At 69.1% G+C, this 20,274-nt stretch carries 20 protein-coding genes; 12 read left to right on the top strand and 8 right to left on the bottom strand.

What is annotated here, in order from left to right:
* Positions 1-161: 161 nt before the first annotated feature.
* The 4 genes from ACW5DW_RS11915 to ACW5DW_RS11900 are packed head-to-tail and all read left to right on the top strand — an operon-like array spanning position 162 to position 2,047.
* Entirely contained in the window at positions 162-737 is a 576-nt protein-coding gene (locus ACW5DW_RS11915; RefSeq protein WP_457019119.1) for an antitoxin Xre/MbcA/ParS toxin-binding domain-containing protein, read from the top strand.
* Positions 734-1,213 (top strand): RES family NAD+ phosphorylase, encoded by a 480-nt coding sequence (locus tag ACW5DW_RS11910; RefSeq protein ID WP_457019118.1) that lies wholly within the window; start codon positions 734-736, stop codon positions 1,211-1,213. The genes ACW5DW_RS11915 and ACW5DW_RS11910 overlap by 4 nt, the downstream gene beginning before the upstream one ends.
* A 13-nt stretch (positions 1,214-1,226) precedes the next feature.
* Positions 1,227-1,655, top strand: a complete 429-nt coding sequence (locus ACW5DW_RS11905) for a hypothetical protein (RefSeq protein ID WP_457019117.1) — start codon at positions 1,227-1,229, stop codon at positions 1,653-1,655.
* A 14-nt stretch (positions 1,656-1,669) separates the two neighbouring features.
* Positions 1,670-2,047, top strand: coding sequence for a hypothetical protein (locus ACW5DW_RS11900; protein ID WP_457019116.1), 378 nt, complete (start codon positions 1,670-1,672; stop codon positions 2,045-2,047).
* A gap of 87 nt (positions 2,048-2,134) precedes the next feature.
* On the opposite strand, the gene ACW5DW_RS11895 is transcribed toward ACW5DW_RS11900, so the two are convergent.
* From ACW5DW_RS11895 to ACW5DW_RS11880, 4 genes are all read right to left on the bottom strand, one after another.
* Positions 2,135-2,686 carry a DUF6630 family protein gene (locus ACW5DW_RS11895; RefSeq protein ID WP_457019115.1) on the bottom strand — a complete coding sequence of 184 codons (552 nt, stop codon included), beginning with the start codon at positions 2,684-2,686 and terminating at the stop codon, positions 2,135-2,137.
* Between the two features lie 98 nt (positions 2,687-2,784).
* Positions 2,785-3,744, bottom strand: a complete 960-nt coding sequence (gene egtD / locus ACW5DW_RS11890) for an L-histidine N(alpha)-methyltransferase (protein WP_457019114.1) — start codon at positions 3,742-3,744, stop codon at positions 2,785-2,787.
* Positions 3,741-5,054, bottom strand: coding sequence for an ergothioneine biosynthesis protein EgtB (egtB, locus tag ACW5DW_RS11885; RefSeq protein WP_457019113.1), 1,314 nt, complete (start codon positions 5,052-5,054; stop codon positions 3,741-3,743). The genes egtD and egtB overlap by 4 nt, the downstream gene beginning before the upstream one ends.
* A gap of 222 nt (positions 5,055-5,276) precedes the next feature.
* The gene (locus tag ACW5DW_RS11880; RefSeq protein WP_457019111.1) at positions 5,277-5,732 is read right to left on the bottom strand and encodes a PA2169 family four-helix-bundle protein; all 456 of its coding nucleotides are present in this window, start codon (positions 5,730-5,732) and stop codon (positions 5,277-5,279) included.
* 168 nt (positions 5,733-5,900) lie between these two features.
* Here ACW5DW_RS11880 and ACW5DW_RS11875 point away from each other — a divergent pair, with 168 nt between their 5' ends.
* Complete coding sequence (locus ACW5DW_RS11875; protein ID WP_457019110.1) at positions 5,901-6,125, top strand: hypothetical protein; 225 nt, start codon at positions 5,901-5,903, stop codon at positions 6,123-6,125.
* Between the two features lie 270 nt (positions 6,126-6,395).
* Here ACW5DW_RS11875 and htpG read toward each other — a convergent pair whose 3' ends face one another.
* The gene (gene htpG, locus ACW5DW_RS11870) at positions 6,396-8,279 is read right to left on the bottom strand and encodes a molecular chaperone HtpG (RefSeq protein WP_457019108.1); all 1,884 of its coding nucleotides are present in this window, start codon (positions 8,277-8,279) and stop codon (positions 6,396-6,398) included.
* Between the two features lie 111 nt (positions 8,280-8,390).
* On the opposite strand from htpG, the gene ACW5DW_RS11865 reads away from it, so the two are divergent.
* Entirely contained in the window at positions 8,391-8,945 is a 555-nt protein-coding gene (locus ACW5DW_RS11865; RefSeq protein WP_457019106.1) for a YdeI/OmpD-associated family protein, read from the top strand.
* A gap of 376 nt (positions 8,946-9,321) precedes the next feature.
* Positions 9,322-9,888 (top strand): TlpA family protein disulfide reductase, encoded by a 567-nt coding sequence (locus tag ACW5DW_RS11860; RefSeq protein WP_457019105.1) that lies wholly within the window; start codon positions 9,322-9,324, stop codon positions 9,886-9,888.
* Positions 9,889-10,357: 469 nt separating this feature from the next.
* Here ACW5DW_RS11860 and ACW5DW_RS11855 read toward each other — a convergent pair whose 3' ends face one another.
* Both ACW5DW_RS11855 and ACW5DW_RS11850 read right to left on the bottom strand, forming a co-directional pair.
* Complete coding sequence (locus ACW5DW_RS11855) at positions 10,358-10,852, bottom strand: lipocalin family protein (RefSeq protein WP_457019103.1); 495 nt, start codon at positions 10,850-10,852, stop codon at positions 10,358-10,360.
* A 99-nt stretch (positions 10,853-10,951) separates the two neighbouring features.
* Positions 10,952-12,148: a mechanosensitive ion channel family protein gene (locus ACW5DW_RS11850; RefSeq protein WP_457019102.1), complete on the bottom strand. Its 1,197-nt coding sequence runs from the start codon at positions 12,146-12,148 to the stop codon at positions 10,952-10,954.
* Positions 12,149-12,275: 127 nt separating this feature from the next.
* On the opposite strand from ACW5DW_RS11850, the gene ACW5DW_RS11845 reads away from it, so the two are divergent.
* Complete coding sequence (locus tag ACW5DW_RS11845) at positions 12,276-13,253, top strand: zinc-binding dehydrogenase (RefSeq protein WP_457019100.1); 978 nt, start codon at positions 12,276-12,278, stop codon at positions 13,251-13,253.
* 16 nt (positions 13,254-13,269) lie between these two features.
* On the opposite strand, the gene ACW5DW_RS11840 is transcribed toward ACW5DW_RS11845, so the two are convergent.
* Positions 13,270-14,301 (bottom strand): LysR substrate-binding domain-containing protein, encoded by a 1,032-nt coding sequence (locus ACW5DW_RS11840; protein WP_457019099.1) that lies wholly within the window; start codon positions 14,299-14,301, stop codon positions 13,270-13,272.
* A 126-nt stretch (positions 14,302-14,427) separates the two neighbouring features.
* On the opposite strand from ACW5DW_RS11840, the gene ACW5DW_RS11835 reads away from it, so the two are divergent.
* From ACW5DW_RS11835 to ACW5DW_RS11820, 4 genes are all read left to right on the top strand, one after another.
* On the top strand, positions 14,428-14,673 hold the full coding sequence (locus ACW5DW_RS11835) for a hypothetical protein (protein ID WP_457019098.1): 246 nt from the start codon (positions 14,428-14,430) through the stop codon (positions 14,671-14,673).
* A gap of 23 nt (positions 14,674-14,696) precedes the next feature.
* The gene (locus ACW5DW_RS11830) at positions 14,697-15,539 is read left to right on the top strand and encodes an SDR family oxidoreductase (protein ID WP_457019097.1); all 843 of its coding nucleotides are present in this window, start codon (positions 14,697-14,699) and stop codon (positions 15,537-15,539) included.
* Between the two features lie 7 nt (positions 15,540-15,546).
* A complete protein-coding gene (locus tag ACW5DW_RS11825; protein ID WP_457019265.1) occupies positions 15,547-16,728 on the top strand; it encodes an efflux RND transporter periplasmic adaptor subunit in 1,182 nt (393 codons plus the stop codon).
* A gap of 365 nt (positions 16,729-17,093) precedes the next feature.
* The gene (locus ACW5DW_RS11820) at positions 17,094-20,273 is read left to right on the top strand and encodes an efflux RND transporter permease subunit (protein ID WP_457019095.1); all 3,180 of its coding nucleotides are present in this window, start codon (positions 17,094-17,096) and stop codon (positions 20,271-20,273) included.
* The last annotated feature ends 1 nt before the right edge of the window (position 20,274 follow it).

Raw genomic sequence — 20,274 nt, 5'->3', positions numbered from 1 at the left:
GCCAAGGGCGAGGCGCCATGAGCGCGCTGCTGCTGAAGTGGTCCATCGCCCGGATCTGCGACGTATCAGCCCGGGTGATCGCGGCAGGCACATCGCCACCCGCCAAGCAGGGCATAAATGCGCTACAGTGGGAGCAGATATAGTCTCAGCCGGAGTCGATCATGAGCGAGCCCATCCCCAAGCAAGCGCCGAGGCCAGCCCCCAAGCGGGCCGGGACCACCATCGGGCAAGGCAAGAAGGCGGCGTTTTCGGTGCGCGATGCGGCGTCGGCGAAGAGCGCGAAGCAGCGCCCGCCAGTCAAAGCGTTCCGTGCTCTGCTTCGCACGGCGCCGCTGACCGAACGTATCCGGATCGAGCGCGAAGGCGTCCCATCCAAGGTCGTCAAAGCGCTCATCGACCAGATCGGCGTAAGCAGCACCGATTTCCAGGTCTACGTCGGAATCCCCAAAGCGACCTTCACCAAGAAGATGCGCGAGCAACAGCAGTTCGCTGGTGCAACCGGGCAATCAGTGGTCGGCTTCATGGACCTGCTCAACCGCGTCGAAGACATGCTCGCAGCCGAGCAGGACAACCCCGAAGCGGCAGATTTCGACGTGGAGAAGTGGGTAGGCGGCTGGATCCAGCGGCCTCAACCCGCGTTGGGCGGCATGACCCCGGCCGAGCTGATGGACACCCCGTCCGGCCGGGAATCGGTGATGCGGGTCCTGGGGGCGATCCAAAGCGGCGCCTATCAGTGAAGCTGGCGCGCATCGCGTCCACCGGCCCCACTTGGCGGCCGGACGATATGACTGGTGCGGGTGCCGCGCACTCGCCCGGCCGCTGGAACAAACCCGGCGAGATGGTGATCTACGCGGCACCCACACTCGCCATGGCCACACTCGAGACCGCTGCGCACATCGATGACAGTGGCCTGCCACTCAACAAGTACGTTATCGAGATCGAGGTGCCGGATGGTGTCTGGCTCAAGCGCCTGGCACTCACTGCAGACGATCTTCCTGCCGGCTGGGACGCCATCCCGCACGGGATCGTCTCGGTCGACGCTGGTTCGGCCTGGTACACGGCGAACCGCCACGCGATCATCGAGCTGCCGTCGGTCATCGTGCCCGAGGAGCCGATCGTCATGATCAATGCGCGACATCCCGACTCGCACCGGATCACGGCGCGCGCGACCAGGCGATTCCAGTACAACCTTCTTTTCCGCGGTAATCGTTAGGAAGAACGAGGCGATGAGCAGACACCCATTCCGATACCGCGCGCTGGCCTTGGCACTGGCGTTGCTGCCGGGCCTTGGTCATGCCTGCGGCGATGCCCCGACGCTGACCGGGACACTGTCGGTCCCGCAGTGCGATCCCGCTAACGAAGATGACGCATGCGTGCCGGGCGCGCAGGCGGTGTTCGAGGCGCTCGAGGCGCTGGACATCCCCGATGTCTTCACTGTCGGGCTGCAGACCAGTCCGTGGCGCATGTACGACGCCGAGGGACGGATCCTGACCGTGGAGGAACTCGCTGCTGCGATCCGCGCCGCGCGCCCGGACAGCGACCGGCGCGTGCACCTGGTGGGATCGTGGACGGCGGCGCGGAGACGCTGGCGCGCAGGCTGTCTGCGGCGCTGGATGGCCTTCCGGTTGACGGCAGCGACGGCTTCCTCTGGCTGACGCCTGCCGGCGGAATGCGGACCACGCACCAGGCCGCTTCAATCTGGAAGACCGGGCCCTACACCGTGGCCAAGGGCGAGGACGTGATGATGGCGCTGGTGCCTGGCGCGCTCGGGCAGTTCGGGGCTCAGTTCGCAGCCATGGGCATGGTTGAGGGCCTGGTGCAAGCGGGCATCAGCCATGACGTCCTGCTGCTGTGTCCGGCGGAGGCGCTGCGCTGGTTCGAACGCGCGGCCACGATGGGCAGCGCCACTGGCGCCTACAACGCCGGGCTCATGCACGTGGAGAACGGCGACCACGCTGCAGCGATCTCGTGGCTGGAGATGGCCGCGGAACTGGGAGAGGGCAAGGCGACGCAAGCGCTGGAGCGCCTGCGTCTGCAGGCGCGTTGAGGGCCGCGATCCGGCGGCACGCGCGGGGCACCCGCTCCGGGGCGCATGTCATCGATCGACGCTGGCGCGACGTCACCCGCCGGCGGATCACACGTCGGCAGGCCGCACGTCGATTCCCAGCGCGGGGGCGATCACCCGCATCGCCTCGTCATCGCTGGACAGAGTCATCCATCCCGCGCGCGCGTCGGTGCCGGTCTCCCAGGTCCACAGTGTGTAGCCGTCGAGGCGCAGCTGGTCGTACGCGGTCTCGAGAATCCCGTCGGTCGACACGCGCGCCAGGAAGGACTCGTCCGTCGGGTCCTCCACGCCCCAGTCGATGCTGAGGTTGAAGCGCGCGGCAAGCTCGACGATGCAGTCGATCAGGGCGCCGGTCTCGGTCTCTTCGATGTAGAAGCCGGACTTCCAGTCGATCACGTCCTTGAGCAGCCACACCGCGTCGATGTCCTCGGCGTCGCCGCCGTCGAGCGCCTCCTGGAACGCGCCGAACTGCTGCAGCGCCGCGTCCTCGTCGCCGGGGTTGATGATCAGCAGCAGTTGCCAGACCAGCGCCTCGGCGCTGGCGTCTTCGTCGATCTCGGCGCGTTCGGCGTCGCCTGTGTAGTTGTCGTCCGGATCGAATTCATGGTCGGGGAGGGTCATTGTGTGCGTATCCGCTGTGGTCTGTGGTGATGAAAAGTCTGTCGGATCCGGCAGGAGCCGGGTCTCGCAGCGCGCATGCTAATGCCTGCGCGCCACGCTTACCCAACCCGCAGCAATCGCAACCCGAACCAGTCCCGCGCATCGTTCCATCCGTCCACCACCCGCAGCCCGGCTTCGGCGGCCAGCGAGGCGATGCGCGCGTCGGTGTACTTCTGGCTCTGCTCCACGTGCATCTGCTCGCCTGCCACGAAGTGGAAGCGGTGGCCTTCGACGGTCACCACCTGGTCGCGCAGGCTCATCAGCGTGGTGACGATACGGCCTTCGTCGGCCACATAGCGGGCGCGGTGCGCAAAGGCGTCGATGTCGAAGTCGCTGCCCACGTCGCGGTTGAGGCGGCGCAGCAGGTTGAGGGTGAACTCGGCGGTGATGCCGGCGGCGTCGTTGTAGGCGGCCTCGACGATGGCCGGGTCCTTCTCCAGGTCCAAGCCCAGCAGGGCGGCGCCGCCCTCGCCCATGGTGGCGCGCATCGCGGACAGCAGGCGCACCGATTCGTCGCGGGTGAAGTTGCCCAGGGTCGAGCCGGGGAAGAACACCAGCGCCGAGTCGGCCGGGCGCGCGGGCGTGGGCAAGGGCACGGGCCGGGTGAAGTCGGCCAGCACCGGCAGCACCTCGACGTCGCCGAACTCGCGGTCCAGGCGCCCGGCGCTGGCGGTGAGCGCGCTGCGCGAGATGTCGATGGGCGTGTAGGCCACCGGGTCGTCGAGCGCGTCGAGCAGCAGGCGGGTCTTGCGGCCGCTGCCGCTGCCCGGTTCCACCACGTGCACGCGCGGGCCTACGGCGGCAGCGATGTCGGCGCCGCGGTCGGACAGCAGGGCCAGCTCGACGCGGGTGAGGTAGTACTCGGGCTGGCGGGTGATGGCCTCGAACAGCTCCGAGCCGCGCTGGTCGTAGAAGTACTTCGACGGCAGGCGCTTGGGCGCGAGCGCAAGCCCGCGCAGCACGTCGCCGGCGATGTCGTCGGTGCTGGGATGCAGGTCGGTGAGTTCGGGGCTGTTCAATCGAGGTCCCTGGCCAGGCGCAGCCCGGAGAACTGCCAGCGCGCGTGCGGCGGGAAGAAGTTGCGGTAGCTGGCGCGCGCGTGGCCACGCGGGGTGGCGCAGCTGCCGCCGCGCAGGACCAGCTGGCCGCTCATGAACTTGCCGTTGTACTCGCCCAGGGTGCCGGAAAGCGGACGGAAGCCCGGATAGGGCGCGTAGGCGCTGGAGGTCCATTCCCAGACGTTGCCGAACAGGTCCTGCGGCGCGTCGGCTGCGGCGGCTGCGGGGCGGCGCGCGACCGGATGCAGCGGCGCGGCGCCGTCGGCGAAGTTGCCATCGACGGCGCACGCGGCCGCGGCCGCTTCCCATTCGGTTTCGGTGGGCAAGCGTGCGCCAGCCCAGCGCGCATAGGCGTCGGCTTCGTAGTGGCTGAGGTGGCAGACGGGCGCGTGCGGCTCGCGCTCGCGCCAGCCGGCGAGGGTGAACTCGCGCGCGCCGTCCTCGTGCCAGTACAGGGGGCGGCGCCAGCGTTCGCGTTCGAGCCGGTCCCAGCCATCGCTGAGCCACAGGGTGGGCGTGGTGTAGCCGCCGTCGGCGATGAAGGCGGCGTAGTCGGCGTTGGACACGGGTCGCTGCGCGATCGCGTGCGCGGGCAGCAGCACGCGGTGGCGCGGGGTCTCGTTGTCGTAGGCGAAGCCGGCGCCGGCGTCGGGCCAGCGTGGCGCGCCGATCTCGATGATGGCTTCGTCGCAGCGCAGCCAGTGCGTTGACGCATCCGCGGTCGCGGTCGCGCCCTGGCTGATCGGCAGATCGCCGCGGTAGGCGGGCGCCAACGGGTTGCACCACAGCGCGTGCTTGATATCGGTCAACAGCAGCTCCTGGTGCTGCTGCTCGTGGTGCAGACCCATCAGCAGCACCTGGCGCTGCGCCGGGGCGAACCGCGCGTCATCGATGCTGCGCAGCACGCGCGCATCCACCTGCTCGCGCCAGGCCAGTACCCCGTCCAGCGACGGGCGCGAGAGCAGGCCGCGCTGCGTGCGTGGACGCCGTTCGCCGGCGCCGACGTAGTAGCTGTTGAACAACACGTCCCAGCCGTCGGGAATGATTGACTGGTCTTCAAGCACGAAGCGCGCGAAGAACCAGGTGGTGTGCGCCAGGTGCCACTTGGCCGGGCTGGCGTCGGGCATGGACTGCAGCTGCGCGTCCTCCGCGCTCAGGGGCGCGGCCAGCGCGCGCGTGCGATCGCGGACCTCCGCATACAGGGCGCGCAGGCCCGGCATGGCGTCGGCCATGGTCGTCGCGGGCGCGCTGCTGGCCTGTGGGATCGGCATGGCCCGGAGCCTAGCACCGGCGGGTTTACGTCCAGGTGGAGGCGCCGGGAGAGTCGTCGATACTGCGCGCCCGTTCGCGGCTGAAGCCGCTCCTACAGCAGTGTCAGGCCGACCGGCTTCACGGCTGCGGTCGCTCGTCGGTTCACCTCGCCGGGCTTCCGCACAAAAAAGGCCCCGGCATTGCCGGGGCCCAGAGCGTGCCGCGTCATGCCGCGGTGCGCGTCAGCTGGCGTTCTTCAGCGCCATCTTGCGGTTGCGCATGATGTCGTGACACTCGACCACGCGCGGCATGTACTTCTGCGCGGCGGCCTTGGCCGCGGCCGGCGTGTCGCTGTCCTTGACGGTGTCCTGGAACGCGTGCATCAGGCGGTCCTCGAGTTCCTCGAGTTCGGCGACGTAGGCGTAGTCGGTATTGCCCATCGCGGCGCGTGCCTTGGCGTACACCTGCCGCATCGAGCCCACCATCGTGCCGTGGTCGGCCGGGTCGCCGCCGACCGCGGCCACGTCTGCGGTCAGGCCCGCGACGATGTCGCGCTTGTGCCCGGCCATCTGCTGGAACAGGGCGGCGAGTTCGGCGTTGTCGACCTTGCCGGCGGCCTCGGTATAGAAGTCGCTGCCGTCGCGCGCAATCTCGATCAGGTCGTTGAGGCTGTGCTGGATCTTCTTGTCGGTGTTCATCGGCTGTCTCCTGGAAAGTGGGACCTACTTTCCATGTGTCGCGATGAAGCGAGCGTGCAATCTGAACGTGGCTGCCATTTCGCGTTCACGTCGTACATCCCCGCTCGGCTTCACGTGGTCGTGCGCACACCGCTGCGAACGTCGGCAGCCCAAGTGAGGGCAAAGGCCGTGAAGCGCTACAAGTCGGCGGACGAGTCCGGAGTGGCCGCCTACGAGTGCGGGCCGGGCTGGATCATCATCCGCTTCCACCGCGGCGGTACCTACCGCTACGACGATCGCCACCCCGGGGCGCTGCAGGTGATGGAGATGCAGCGCCTGGCCGATTCCGGGGAGGGGCTGAACACCTATATCAACCAGCACGTCCGTGACGATTACGCGGAGCGGCTGGACTGAACGCGCGCAGTGGACCGGACCCACGCAGTTGGACAGGACGCTCAACGGCCCGGCCACGCTGGCGCAACGGGTGCGCAGCCGGACGGGGCGGAGGCGGGAGGGAGTCCCGGTCATCGGCGTTGCTGCGTTGGCGCGCGTGCAGCGGAAGCAACAGCGCACCGGCTTTGCTCCCTCCCCCGCCTGCGGGGGAGGGTTGGGGTGGGGGCAGGCCGAAGCCCCGTAGCCCGGGCCACCGCAGCGCCCCCGGGCAGAATGGTTGCCTGCCTGGCCTCAGCCCGCCAGCAACCGGTTCATCCGCTGCACGAATGCCGCCGGATCCGCCAGCGGTGCACCCGCGGCCAGCTGCGCCTGCTCCAGCAGCAGGTTGGCCATATCTCCCGCGCGCGCGTCGTCGTGTTCGCCCAGCAGCCTGCGCACCAGCGCGTGCTGCGGGTTGATCTCCAGCGTCGGCTTCTGCTCGGGCACGTCCTGGCCGGCCTCGCGCAGCAGGTGCGCCAGGTGCGGCGCCATCTCCCATTCCGACAGGGCCAGGCATGAAGGCGAATCGGTCAGCCGCGCCGACACGCGCACCGCGTCCACTTGGTCAGCAAGCAGCGACTTGATCCGCTCCAGCAGCGGCGCCGCGGCCTGCGTGGCTTCCTCCTGCTGGGCCTTTTCCGCCTCGTCCAGCGGCAGCTCGCCCTTTGCGATGTGCTTGAGCGGCTTGCCGTCGTACTCGCGCAGGTGGCCGAGCATCCACTCGTCGATGCGGTCCGACATCAGCAGCACTTCGATGTCGCGTGCGCGAAAGCCCTCCAGCTGCGGGCTGCCCACGGCGGCGCGATAGCCGTCCGCGGTGACGTACCAGATCGCGTCCTGGCCCTCGCCCATGCGCGCGACGTAATCGTCCAGCGACACGCTGCGCGCCTCGCCATCGCCCTTGGTCGAGGCGAACCGCAGCAGCTTGGCGATGCGCTCGCGGTTGCCGTGGTCCTCGACGATGCCTTCCTTGAGCGTATTGCCGAAGGCCTTGAGGAAGGCGGCGAACTTCTCGGGCTCGTCGCGCGCGAGCTTCTCGATCAGGTCCAGCACGCGCTTCACGCAGGCGCCCTTGATGCGCTCGAGCTGGCGATTGTGCTGCAGGATCTCGCGGCTGACGTTGAGCGGCAGGTCGTCGGCATCGACCACGCCGCGCACGAAGCGCAGGTAGTTGGGCAGCAGCTCCTCGGCGGCATCCATGATGAAGACGCGCTTGATGTAGAGCTTGAGCCCCTTGCGCTCGTCGCGCCCGCCCATCATCTGGTCGAAGGGCGCCTGCGAGGGGATGTAGAGCAGGGTGGTGAAGCTCTGGCTGCCTTCGACGCGGTTGTGCGACCAGGCCGCGGCGTCGTTGAAGTCGTGGCCGAGCGCCCGATAGAAGTTCTGGTATTCCTCGTCGCTGATCTCCGACTTCGGGCGCGTCCACAGCGCCGAGGCGTCATTGCACGTTTCCCAGCCGGGCGCGTCGTCGTTGTCCTCGCCCGACGCCTCTGGATCCTTGGGCATGCGGATCGGGAAGGCGACGTGGTCGGAATACTTGCGCACCAGCGAACGCAGCTTCCAGCCGTCGAGGAACTCGTCCTCGCCCTCCTTCAGATGCAGGGTGACGGTCGTGCCGCGCTGCGCGAGCGCCGCCGCTTCGAGCGTGTACTCGCCGCGGCCGTCGCTCTCCCAGCGCACGCCCGCCTCGGCCGGATCGCCGGCGCGGCGGGTAAGCACGGTGACGCGGTCGGCGACCACGAAGGCCGAGTAGAAGCCCACGCCGAACTGGCCGATCATGCGCGCGTCGGCCTTCTGTTCGCTGCCCATGGCCTCCAGGAAGCGGCGCGTCCCGGAGCTGGCGATGCTGCCGATGTTGGCCACCACCTCGTCGCGGCTCATGCCGATGCCGGTGTCGTGGATGGTGATCGTGCGCGCGTCCTTGTCCCAGCTCACGTCGATGCGCAGCTCGGCTTCGCCGGCCAGCAGGTCGGGCGTGGCGATGGACTCGAAGCGCAGCTTGTCGCAGGCGTCCGAAGCATTGGAGATCAGCTCGCGCAGGAAGATTTCCTTGTGCGAATACAGCGAGTGCGTCACCAGGTGCAGGACCTGGGCAACCTCGGCTTCGAACTTGCGCGTCTCAGTGGTGGTGTTCATGGAGGGCTCCCTCGCTTGGCCATGCAGGGGCGGGATATGCGTGCGATGGCGGCGAATTCAAGCGCAGGCTGGTCTCTTGTCGAACCGCGGGGAGGGGATTATCGTCCGCGCATGCCCCAGTCAACCGCCAGGCCCACTGTGCGCTGCAAGGCCAGGCTGCTGCGCCCGGCCACGCCGGCGAACGCCAGCTGGACCTTCCTGGTGCTGCCGGCGGCGGCAAGCGCGAAACTGCCTACGCGCAGCATGGTCAGCGTCGAGGGCGAGCTGGCCGGAGAACCGTTCCAGGCCACGCTGGAGCCCGACGGGCAGGGCAGCCATTGGCTAAAGGTCGAACGCGAGCTGCGCGAGGCGGCCGGCGTCGAGGCGGGCGACACGGTGCCGCTGGTACTCACGCCGGTGGCGCAGGAACCCGAACCAAAGCTGCCGCCGGACCTGCGCAAGGCGCTGGCTGGACACCCCGCCGCGCGCGCCACCTGGGACGACATCAGCGCGGTGGCGCGCCGCGACTGGATCCACTGGATCAGCTCGGGCAAGAAGGCCGAGACCCGGATCAAGCGCATCGCCACCGCCTGCGACAAGCTCGCCTCCGGCCAGCGCCGCGCCTGCTGCTTCGATCGTTCGGGCATGTACAGCAAGTCGATGGCGGCGCCGGTGGCGGCGGAGTAGCAGCCCACAACGCCCGCGTGTGCCGGTGGCAGGTTGCCGGTCGCCAGGCCGCCGGTCGCCAGGCCGCCGCATGCCATCGCCAACATCTCCTGTCATTTCGACCGCAGGGAGAAATCTCGGCAACGCATCGACCGGCAGCAGATTTCTCCCTGCGGTCGAAATGACAATTGACAGCAGCTTCTTCCCTGCGGTCGAAATGACAATCGGCAGCAGAATTCTCCCTGCGTCGAAATGACAGGGTCCTTGCCGCGGAGCCGGATCCCTTCCTGCGGTCGCAATGACAATGACCCCGCCGCCCGCTTGACGGCGCGTCGCCTGCAGCGGATGTTGTGCCGGCGCGGGACGCGCAGGGGGAAGGGGGATGCGTACATACGGGATGCTCCGGAAGGCCGCGGCCTTGCTGGTGCTGTGTTTCGCGAGCCTGGTCCAGGCCGCGCCGGTCATCGGCGAGCCGTCGCCGGTCGACCTGCTCGGCACGACCCCGGAAGGCGAGCAGATCCGCATCAGCGAGCATCGCGGCAAGGTGATGGTGGTGAGCTTCTGGGCGTCATGGTGCGGCTACTGCCGCAGGCAGTTCCCGCTGCTCGAGCATGTCCAGGACGCGGTCGGCCCCGCGCGGCTGCGCGTGGTGGTGGTGAACTACCAGGAGCCCGCGTCCGACTACCGCAGGATCCGTCGCACGCTGCGCAAATCGCCGGTGACCTGGACCCACGACAGCGATGGCGCGCTCTCCGACGTCTTTGGCGTGGACGGCGTGCCGTACATGCTCATCTTCGACAAGGCCGGTGATCTGGCCGCAGTGCGCGGCGGCTACTCGGAAGAGTCCGCGGCGCAGACGATCGCGATCCTCAACGAGCTGCTGGCCGAGCCCGATCCACGACCGGTGGCGCCGGCCGACGATGATGTCGTGGCGCCGCAGGCGTCGGCAGCCGGCGGCGCCTGAAGCCCGGCCGCAGTGGCCCTGGCCTGGTCGGTGCCGGTACGCGATACGCGCGTGCCGGACCTCATGTCGGTGCGGGCGAAGCGCGCAGCCGGGTTCGGTCAATCCAGCGCGAGCGCGACACGTCCCTCTGTTCCACCGTTCCCGTGCAAGCGGGAATCCATTTCCCCCGCACCTTCGGCGCCCTGGCGAGCTTGCGGCTGCGCACACGCCCCGCAACTCCTGTAGGAGCGGCTTCAGCCGCGAGCGATGCGGAGGCTTTCCGGTGTCCTGCTGTCGCGCGCTGGGCAAGTGGCGGCATAGGTATGGCGGGTATCCACGATGCTGATCGACTGTTCGCGGCTGAAGCCGCTCCTACAGGCGGATCGCGCGGTGAACGCGGCCGAACGCGTGGCGGATGCAGGGTGGATGGGATTTGCGCGCAGGCCGCGCGCAGGCTGATCCGCGCGGGCCTGCACGCGACGCTGCGCGCTCAGGCCGTCGGCTGGCCGGTGTGCGGGGTGTGGATCAGCGGGCCGAGGTCGAAGCCCTGCTGGCGTGCGATGGCGCAGTAGTGGTTGCGCGTCACTTCGTCGAGCGCGGGTTCGCGCGCCAGCAGCCACAGGTACTTGCGGTCGGGGCTGCCGACCAGCGCGACGGTGTAGGCCGGATCAAGCGCGATGATCCAGTAGTCGCCCTTGGTGAAGGGAATCCAGCGCAGCCCTTCCGGCAGGAAGGTGACCTCCAGCTTGCTGGCGGTGTCGTCGACGGCCGTGGCGCGGCCCACCGCCTCCTCCACCTTGCCGTCGCGGCGCATCCGGTTGCGCACCTCCACCGAGCCATCCCCTTCGAGCGTGTAGGTCGCCGAAACGTCGGTGCCGTCTTCCGGTTCGTGGCGCATGGGCAGGCGCGCGATCTCGTACCAGGTGCCCATGTAGCGGGCGATGTCGACGCTGGCGACAGTGCGCAGTTCGGCTTGGTCGGCCATGGGGGATCCTTGTTGAGACGGTTGGCAGGCAGCGGCAGGTATAGGCCCGGGGCGGTGAAGCATCCGTCGCGCCGCCGATCGGGCACGCGCCGAGCGGGTTCAGTCGCCCGCCGGTGACCGCGCTGCTTCGGTGCCTGCAGCGGTTTCGGCCGCTTCCGCGGCAGCAAGCTCGTCCAGCCCTGCCTCGGCGCCGGGTGATGTTGTATCCGAGGCGTCCGGTCCCGGCGCACCGGACGGCTGCGGTACCGCGCGATCCTCGCGCGACAGGTCGGCGCGCAGGCGCGGCAGCGCCTGCGGATGACAGCGCTCGAGGTAGGCGATCATGCGCTCGCGCACCACGCAGCGCAGGTCGAACAGCTCGCCCGAGTTGCCTGCGCTGACCAGCAGGCGCACCTGGATGGTGTGCTCGCTGGTTTCGGTGACCTGGGCCACGCACACGCGGCCGTCCCAGCGCGCGTCGTCCTCGCAGATGCGCTGTAGCTCGGCGCGTACGTCCGCCATCGGCGTGCGGTAATCCAGCCACAGGAAGGCGGTGCCCAGCAGCTGCGCGCTGGTGCGCGTCCAGTTCTGGAACGGGTTCTCGATGAACCACTGCAGCGGCACCACCAGGCGGCGTTCGTCCCAGACCCGCACCACCACGTAGGTGCTGGTGATCTCCTCGATGCGGCCCCACTCGCCTTCCACGATCACCACGTCGTCGAGCCGGATTGGCTGTGCCAGCGCGATCTGCAGGCCGGCGATGAGGTTGCCGAACACCGGTTTGGCGGCGATGCCGGCAACCAGGCCGATGATGCCGGCCGAGGCCAGCAGGGTGGCGCCGATCTGCCGGATCGCCGGGAACGTCATCAGCGCCAGCGCCACGCCGACCAGGATGATCGCGCCCTGGATCACGCGTGCGATCACCCGCGTCTGCGTCTGGATGCGGCGCGCGGCGAGGTTGTCCTCGATGTCGACCGGGTGTTCGCGCAGGATCCGCGCCTGCAGTGCATCGACCGCGCGCACCGCAAGCCAGACCGCGCACAGCAGCACGCCGATGCCGAGCCAGTGCTGCAGCCCCGCGATGGCCTCGCCCGGCAGCGGCGTGTACCGGATCGCGATCGCCAGGAACAGCAGCGGCAACGCAACAGCCGCGGGCACGACGATCACCCGTACCACGCGCGCGAATGTGTGCGTATCGACGTGCCTGCGCGCGCGCCGCGCGATGCCAAGCAGCACCAGGCGCACCACCAGGCCCAGCAGCAGCGCCACCAGCAGTGGCCACACAACCGCGATGGCCAATTGCCAGTCGGACATCATCACTCCTCCAGTCACGGCAATCGCGCAGGCTCGCACACGTGCCGTATACAAGGCGTCGAACGCGCGTCGTTCGCATTGCGCGCCGCGCTGCGCTAGCGTGACGCACCGTCACGAGGAGACAGACGCCATGCGCAGCGTCATGCACCACGACTTTGGCGATCCGGCCCAGGTCCTCGTCGCGAACGACAGTCCCGTGCCCGAGCCCGGACCCGGCGAGGTGCGCGTGCGCATGCGCCTGGCGCCGATCCACAACCACGACCTGATCACCGTCCGCGGCCAGTACGGCTGGAAGCCGGAGCTGCCTGCCATCGGCGGCAGCGAAGGATTCGGCGTGGTCGATGCGCTGGGAGAAGGTGTCGACGGCATCGCGGTCGGCCAGCGCGTGACCGCCGCCTCCGGCCACGGGACGTGGGCGGAGTATTTCGTGGCCTCCTCGCGCATGCTGGTGCCGATCCCCGATGCGATCGAAGACGAACTGGCCGCGCAGCTGGTGGCGATGCCGCTCAGTGCGCTGATGCTGCTCGAGTTCCTGGTCGTGGAGCCCGGCCAGTGGATCGTGCAGAACGCGGCCAACGGCGCGGTCGGCAAGACGCTGGCGATGCTGGGGGCCGCGCGCGGCGTCCACGTGTTGAGCCTGGTGCGGCGCGAAACCGGCGTCGAGGAGATGGCCTCGCTGGGCATCGACAACGTGGTGTGCACCGCAAGCGGGGATTGGCGTGACGCGGCAAGGGCGCTGCTGGGCAAGGGCCGCGCGCGTGCGGCGGTGGATTCGATCGGTGGCCAGGCCAGCGCCGAACTGGTTGCGCTGCTTGGCGACGAGGGCGTGCTGGTGTCGTTCGGCTCGATGGGCGGCGAGCCGATGGTCATTCCATCCGGCGACATGATCTTTCGCCACCTCGTGGTCAAGGGCTTCTGGGGCAGCAAGACCAGCCGCGAGATGCCCGCCGCGCACAAGCGGGCGCTGCTGGCCGAACTGGTGCAGCGCGCGGCCAGCGGCGAACTGCGCCTGCCCGTGGACGGCATCTACGGGCTGGGGCAGGCCGCCGAAGCCGCTGCCGCAAGCCAGCGCCCGGGTCGGGCCGGCAAGGTGTTGTTGCGCGGTTGAGTCGCGCGATGCCCGCCTATCCGGCGGTCACCGTTTCGAGAATGCGCTTGCCGGTGGCGATGTTCTCGGCCTGTTCTGCCGCTTCCGCGCCCGCCGCATGCACGCTGCCGCAGCGCGCCGCCATCAGCGGGCAGTGTTCGGACATGTAGTCGATCTCGAGGTTGAGCCGCTCGAGCAGGAAATCGACGAAGGCGCGCACCTTGGGTGACTGGCCGTGCCCGCGCGGGAACACCGCGTTGAACTCGTAGTCGCCGCCGGTCCAGCCGGCCAGCACGCGCTTGACCGCACCGTGCTCGACCGCCGGCTTGACCATGACGTCGGCGCCGATGATCAGGCCTTCGCCGCACAGCAGCGCGCCCTTGAGCGCGGCCGGGTCGTTGACCACCAGGATCGGGTTGATCGGGAACTGCTGGCGGCCGTTGCCGTCGTCCAGCGTCCACGCATAGCCCTGGCCGTGGCGATGCTTGGGCATCGCCAGCGTGCGGTGGTACTGCAGCTCGTCCGGATGCAGCGGCTCGCCGTAGCGCTCGATGTAGGCGTTGCCGGCGTAGACCTGCGTGTGCAGCGTGCCGAGCCGGCGCGCGACGAAGCTCGAATCGGGCAGTGGGCCGAGCCGCAGCGCGACGTCGATCTCGCCGGCGATCATGTCCAGCGGTTCGTTCGACAGGATCATCTCCACGCGCACTTCCGGATGGCGCATGTGGAACTCGCCCAGCAGCGGCGCGATCTTGTCGATCCCGATGGAGTACGGCGCGGTGAACCGCAGCCATCCGCGCGGGCCAGCCTGCAGCTGGTTGACCGCGCTCTCGGCCTCGTTGAGGTCGCGCGCGATCCGCTGCGAGTGCTCGAAGTACACGTTGCCGGCCTCGGTCAGCCCCAGCTTGCGCGTGGTGCGATGGAGCAGCTGCGCGCCCAGGCGCGATTCAAGCTCCTGCACCTTGCGGCTGACCGTGGTCTTGGGAAGACGCAGCGATTTCGCCGCACCCACGAAACTGCCGTGCTCGACCACCTTGACGAAGATCAGGGTGTCGTTGAGATCGTGCGTCATTGCCGTCTCCTGCGTTACATCGGTTGATTGGCCCACCTGCTGGACAATTATTCCCTTAATTGCGGACTAATCAAGTCCTGATTCGAAGCGCAGGATGTGCGCCATCCCCGCTGATGGACCGCCGCCATGCACGCCGCGCCGCGCCGCCACCTGTCCCACGCCAGCCTCCTGATGCTGCTGGCCGTCGACCTGCTCGCATTGAGCTCTCTTGTTATCGATCAATGGCTTGCGATTGGTCGTGGCTGGAGTTGGGTGCTCGGTGCAGCGCTCACCCTGGTCCTGCTGCCGGCCCTGCTGGGGCTGGTCGACCGGGTGTTCGTGGCGGCCCGTACGGCCAGGAATATCCCGATCGCGGGAGGAACATTCCCGTGAGCGGGATAATCGATTCCGGGACAATGGCCCGCGCCCTGGTCGTGCTGGGCGCCGGCGGTACCGTTGGTGCCGGCGTGGTCGAGGCGGCGCTGGATTCGGGCCGCGCCGTGGTCGCGGTCGGCATGGACGAAGGCGCGCGCCACGCGTTGCTGGCTGGCCGGGCGCAGGCGCGGCTCATCGCGATCGACGCGGCCATCGGCAGCGATGCCGATGCCGCCGTGCTTGCGCTGCGGTTGCGCGCGCTGCATATCCGGATCGACGGGGTGATCGCCAGCCTCGCCGGCGTGCATCCCTGCGGCCGGCTGATGGACGAGCCGGCCGAGGTGCTGCAGCGCACGCTCGACCAGGACCTGCTGCCGCACCTGTTCGCCGCCCGCCACCTGCTGCCGCTGCTGGCTGACGACAGCGCCGGCTACGTGCTGGTCGGCGGGCCCGGCGGGCGCTATCCCTGGGCCGGCTACGGCCACTGTTCGATCGCGGCCGCCGCGCTGCGGATGATGGCGCGCGTGCTGCACGACGAAGCCGGGCGCCAGGGACAGCGCGTACAGCTGCTGTCGATGGACGCGCCGCTCGGCGCGAAGGCCGCGACCGAAGCCGTTGCACTCGGGCATCGCGCGCTGGCCATGCTCGAGGCCGCGCGCCGCAGCTGCCCCGCGCCGATCGTCGACTACGCCGCGTCGCCTGCCTCCGGCGTCATCGCCAGCGCAGCGGCATCCACTGCATCGTCGCCGGCAAGACGCCAGCGCGCGCATGCGGCCAGTCCCGCCGACGTGCTGCCCGCACGCGACCTGCGCGCCGCGCGCGCACTGCTCGGCGCCATTGAATTCCCCACGTCTCCAGGAAGCTTCCACGATGAACACCGCTGATCGCCACATGATCGCCGCCGCCCGCCGCCTGCACGGCATGCGCCTGGTCCCCGTCCTGCTTGCCGCCGCGCTTGCCGTGGCCTGCAGCAGCAACGCCTCGCCCGGCGACGGCGCGCCGCCCGCGCCCGAGGTCAGCGTCGCCCAGGTCATCGCCAGGCCGGTGCAGCAATGGGACGACTTCACCGGCCGCCTCAGCGCGGTGGAGACCGTCGAATTGCGCCCGCGCGTGAGCGGCTACGTGCATCGCGTGGCCTACGACGAAGGGCAGGTGCTGGGCAAGGGCGACCTGCTGTTCGAGATCGATCCGCGCCCCTACCGCGCCGCGCTCGATCGCGCCCAGGCCGAGCTGGAGCGGGCGCGCAGCGAAGCCAAGCTGGCCAGCGCGCAGAACGTGCGCGCACAGGCGCTGGTGGAGGCGCGTGCGATCTCGCGGGAAGAGTTCGAGACGCGCAATGCCGCCACCGCCCAGGGCAATGCGTCGGTGCGTGCCGCCGAGGCCGCGGTCGCCGCGGCGCAGCTGGACCTGCAGTTCACCCAGGTGCGATCGCCGATCGACGGCCGCGCCGGTCGCGCGATGGTGACGGTCGGCAACCTCGCCCAGGCCGACGCCACCCTGTTGACCACGGTGGTCTCGCACGATCCGGTGCACGTGTACTTCGAGGCCGACGAGCAGACCTGGCTGCGCTACAGCCGCGCGGCGCGCGACGGTGAGCGCGCCGGTTCGGACAGTGCGGTCCGCGTCGGCCTGGCCGGCGAGGATGGCTATCCGCATGCGGGCACGGTCGACTTCGTCGACAACCGCGTCGATCCGGCCACCGGCACGATCCGCGCGCGCGCGGTGCTGCGCAATCCCGACGGGCTGTTTACGCCCGGGATGTTTGCGCGCGTCCAGCTCGAGGGCGGCGCCAGGTTCGACGCGCTGCTGGTCGACGACAAGGCGGTGATGACCGACCAGGACCGCAAGTACGTCTACGTGCTGGGCGAGGGCGACACCGCGCAGCGCCGCGACGTGGTGCTCGGTCGCGTGGTCGACGGCCTGCGCGTGGTGCAGTCGGGCCTGGAGCCGGAAGACAAAGTGATCGTCAACGGCCTGCAGAAGGTGTTCATGCCGGGCATGCCGGTGGCAGCGACGCAGGTGGCGATGGAGGCGCCGAAGGCGGCCGCCGAAAGCGTGGCAAGCACCCGCTAGTCACTGCTTTTCACTCCCTCCTCCGCGCAGCGGGGGGTGAGGGAAGCCTGCTTGCACGGCATGCCGTGCAGGCTGCCCGAACGACCGGCGCGCTGCGCCGGACCGGACGGACCGGGGTGGGGGTGCTCTGCGCTTCAACGAAAGGCAAAAGCGCCCCCCTCCCAACCTCCCCCGTCCGCTGTGCGGACAGAGGGAGGAGCAGACGCTACTGCGCATGCAGTACCCCGTTCCCCGGGCCGTTCCCCTCGGCCCGTCCGGCTGGCGGTCTTCCCGATCCCCTCCCCAGGGAAGGCCGCCGGACCGGTTTTTCCAACCAAGGCCGCGCTCCGCGCGGCGGTCGCGGCCCCGCCGCAAGGACACGCCCCATGGACTTCTCCAGATTCTTCATCGATCGCCCGATCTTCGCCGCCGTGCTGTCGATCGTGATCTTCGCCGCTGGCCTGATCGCGATCCCGCTGCTGCCGATCGGCGAGTACCCCGAAGTGGTGCCGCCCTCGGTGGTGGTGCGCACGGTCTATCCCGGCGCCAACCCCAAGGTGATCGCCGAAACGGTGGCCACGCCGCTGGAGGAAGCCATCACTGGCGTCGAGGACATGATGTACGTGAAGTCCGTCGCCGGCTCCGACGGCGTGCTGCAGCTCACCGTCACCTTCAAGCCCGGCACCGATCCGGACGAGGCCACGGTCAAGGTGCAGAACCGCGTCTCGCAGGCGCTGGCGCGGCTGCCCGAAGACGTGCGCCGCCAGGGCGTGACCACGCAGAAGCAGTCGCCGGTGTTCCTGATGGTGGTGCACCTGACATCGGAGGATGGCCGCTACGACTCGCTGTACCTGCGCAACTACATGCGCCTGCACGTGCGCGACGAACTCTCGCGCATCGACGGTGTCGGCGACGCGCAGCTGTTCGGCGGCGGCGACTACGCGATGCGGCTGTGGCTGGATCCGGACAAGGTCGCCTCGCGCGGACTCACCGCCGGCGACGTGCTGCGCGCGGTGCGCGAGCAGAACGTGCAGGTCTCGGCCGGCCAGCTTGGCGCCGAGCCGATGGCCAACGGCAGTGATTTCCTGCTGCCGATCAATGCCCGCGGCCGTCTGGAAAGCGTCGAGGAATTCGGCGACATCGTGCTGGAGGCCGGCGCCGGCGGCGAGATCGTGCGCCTGCGCGACGTCGCCCGCATCGAGCTGGCCGCCGGCGACTACACCCTGCGCGCGCGCCTGGACGGCAAGAACGCCGCGGCGATCGGCATCTTCCAGGCACCGGGCGCGAACGCGCTGGAGATCCGCGATTCGGTGGTGGCGAAGATGGACGAGCTGCGTCCGAGCCTGCCGCCGGGCGTGGAGATCCAGTCGATCTACGACACAACGGTGTTCGTGCGCGATTCGATCCGGTCGGTGATCACCACCCTGCTCGAGGCCACCGCGCTGGTGGTGCTGGTGGTGATCCTGTTCCTGCAGACCTGGCGTGCCTCGATCATCCCGCTGCTGGCGGTGCCGGTGTCCATCGTGGGCACGTTCGCGGTGCTGCACCTGCTGGGCTATTCGATCAACACGCTGACCCTGTTCGGGCTGGTGCTGGCGATCGGCATCGTGGTCGACGACGCGATCGTGGTGGTGGAGAACGTCGAACGGCACATCGAACTCGGAGCGACGCCGCTTGAAGCCGCGCACCTGGCGATGAAAGAGGTGTCCGGGCCGATTATCGCCATCGCCCTGGTGCTGTGCGCGGTATTCGTGCCGATGGCCTTCCTGGACGGCGTGACCGGCCAGTTCTACAAGCAGTTCGCGGTCACCATCGCGATCTCGACCGTGATCTCGGCGATCAACTCGCTGACGCTCTCCCCGGCGCTGGCGGCCAAACTGCTCAAGCCGCATGGCGCCGAAAAGGATGCGCCCTCGCGCGTGATCGACCGACTGTTCGGCTGGATCTTCCGTCCCTTCAACCGCTTCTTCAACCGCAGCTCGCAGCGCTACGAGAGCTCGGTGGCGCGTGCGCTGGGGCGGCGCGGCGCGGTGTTCGTGGTCTACCTGGTGCTGCTGGCGGGCGCGGCGCTGATGTTCAAGGTGGTGCCGGCAGGCTTCATTCCGGTGCAGGACAAGCTGTATCTGATCGCCGGGGTCAAGATGCCGGAGGGCGCCTCGATCGAGCGCACCGATACGGTGATGAAGAAGATGGCGCAGATCGCCATGGAGATCGACGGCATCGAGCACGAGATCGCGTTCCCGGGCCTCAACCCGCTGCAGTTCACCAACACCCCCAACAACGGCGTGGTGTTCTTCACCCTGGCGCCGTTCTCGGAGCGCTCGCGCAGCGCCGAGGAGATCTCCGCCGAGCTCAACCAGAAGCTTGGCGCGATCCAGGAAGGCTTCACCTTCGCCTTCATGCCGCCGCCGATCCAGGGGCTGGGCAACGGATCGGGCTGGTCGCTGTTCGTCGAGGACCGCACCCGGTTGGGATACGGCGCGCTGCAGGACGCGGTGCAGGCCTTCCAGGGCGCGGCCGCGCAGACGCCGGGGCTGGGCTATCCGATCACCAGCTACCAGGCCAACGTGCCGCAGCTCGATGCGGAGGTCGACCGGGTCAAGGCCAAGGCCCAGGGCGTGCCGCTGACCGAGCTGTTCGACACCCTGCAGACCTACCTCGGCTCGGCCTACGTCAACGACTTCAACATGTTCGGCCGCACCTGGCAGGTGATCGCGCAGGCCGACGGGCAATTCCGCGACCAGGTCGAGGACATCGGCAACCTGCGCACGCGCAATGCCGCCGGCGACATGGTGCCGATCGGCGCGATGGTGAGCGTGCACCAGACCTATGGCCCCGATCCTGTGATCCGCTTCAACGGCTATCCCGCCGCCGACCTGATGGGCGAGGCCGACCCCCGCGTGCTGTCCTCGGGCGAGGCGATGGCCAGGGTGACCGAACTGGCGCAGCAGGCGCTGCCGACCGGGATGGACATCGGCTGGAGCGACCTGAGCTACCAGCAGGCCAGCCAGGGCGGCGCGGCGCTGGTGGTGTTCCCGCTGGCGGTGCTGCTGGCCTTCCTGGTGCTGGCCGCGCTGTACGAAAGCTGGACCCTGCCGCTGGCGGTGATTCTGATCGTGCCGATGACCATCCTGTCCGCACTGTTCGGCGTGTGGCTGGCCGGCGGCGACAACAACGTCTTCGTGCAGGTCGGCCTGGTGGTGCTGATGGGGCTGGCGTGCAAGAACGCGATCCTGATCGTCGAGTTCGCCCGCGAGCTGGAGATGCAGGGCAAGGGCATCGTCGAATCCGCCCTGGAAGCCAGCCGCCTGCGCCTGCGCCCGATCGTGATGACCTCGGTGGCCTTCATCGCCGGCACGGTGCCGCTGGTGCTGTCCAGCGGCGCGGGCGCGGAGGTGCGTTCGATCACCGGCGTCACGGTGTTCGCAGGCATGCTCGGCGTCACCATCTTCGGCCTGTTCCTGACGCCGGTGTTCTATGTCGCCCTGCGCAAGCTGGCCAACAAGCCGCTGGTCTCGCATGCGCCAGCGCACGCCGCGCCGATGGCTGCGCGGATCGACGCATGAG

Source organism: Luteimonas sp. A482, assembly GCF_054072655.1.
Note: the sequence above shows the minus strand (reverse complement) of the source record. Positions and strands in the feature narration are given on the sequence as shown.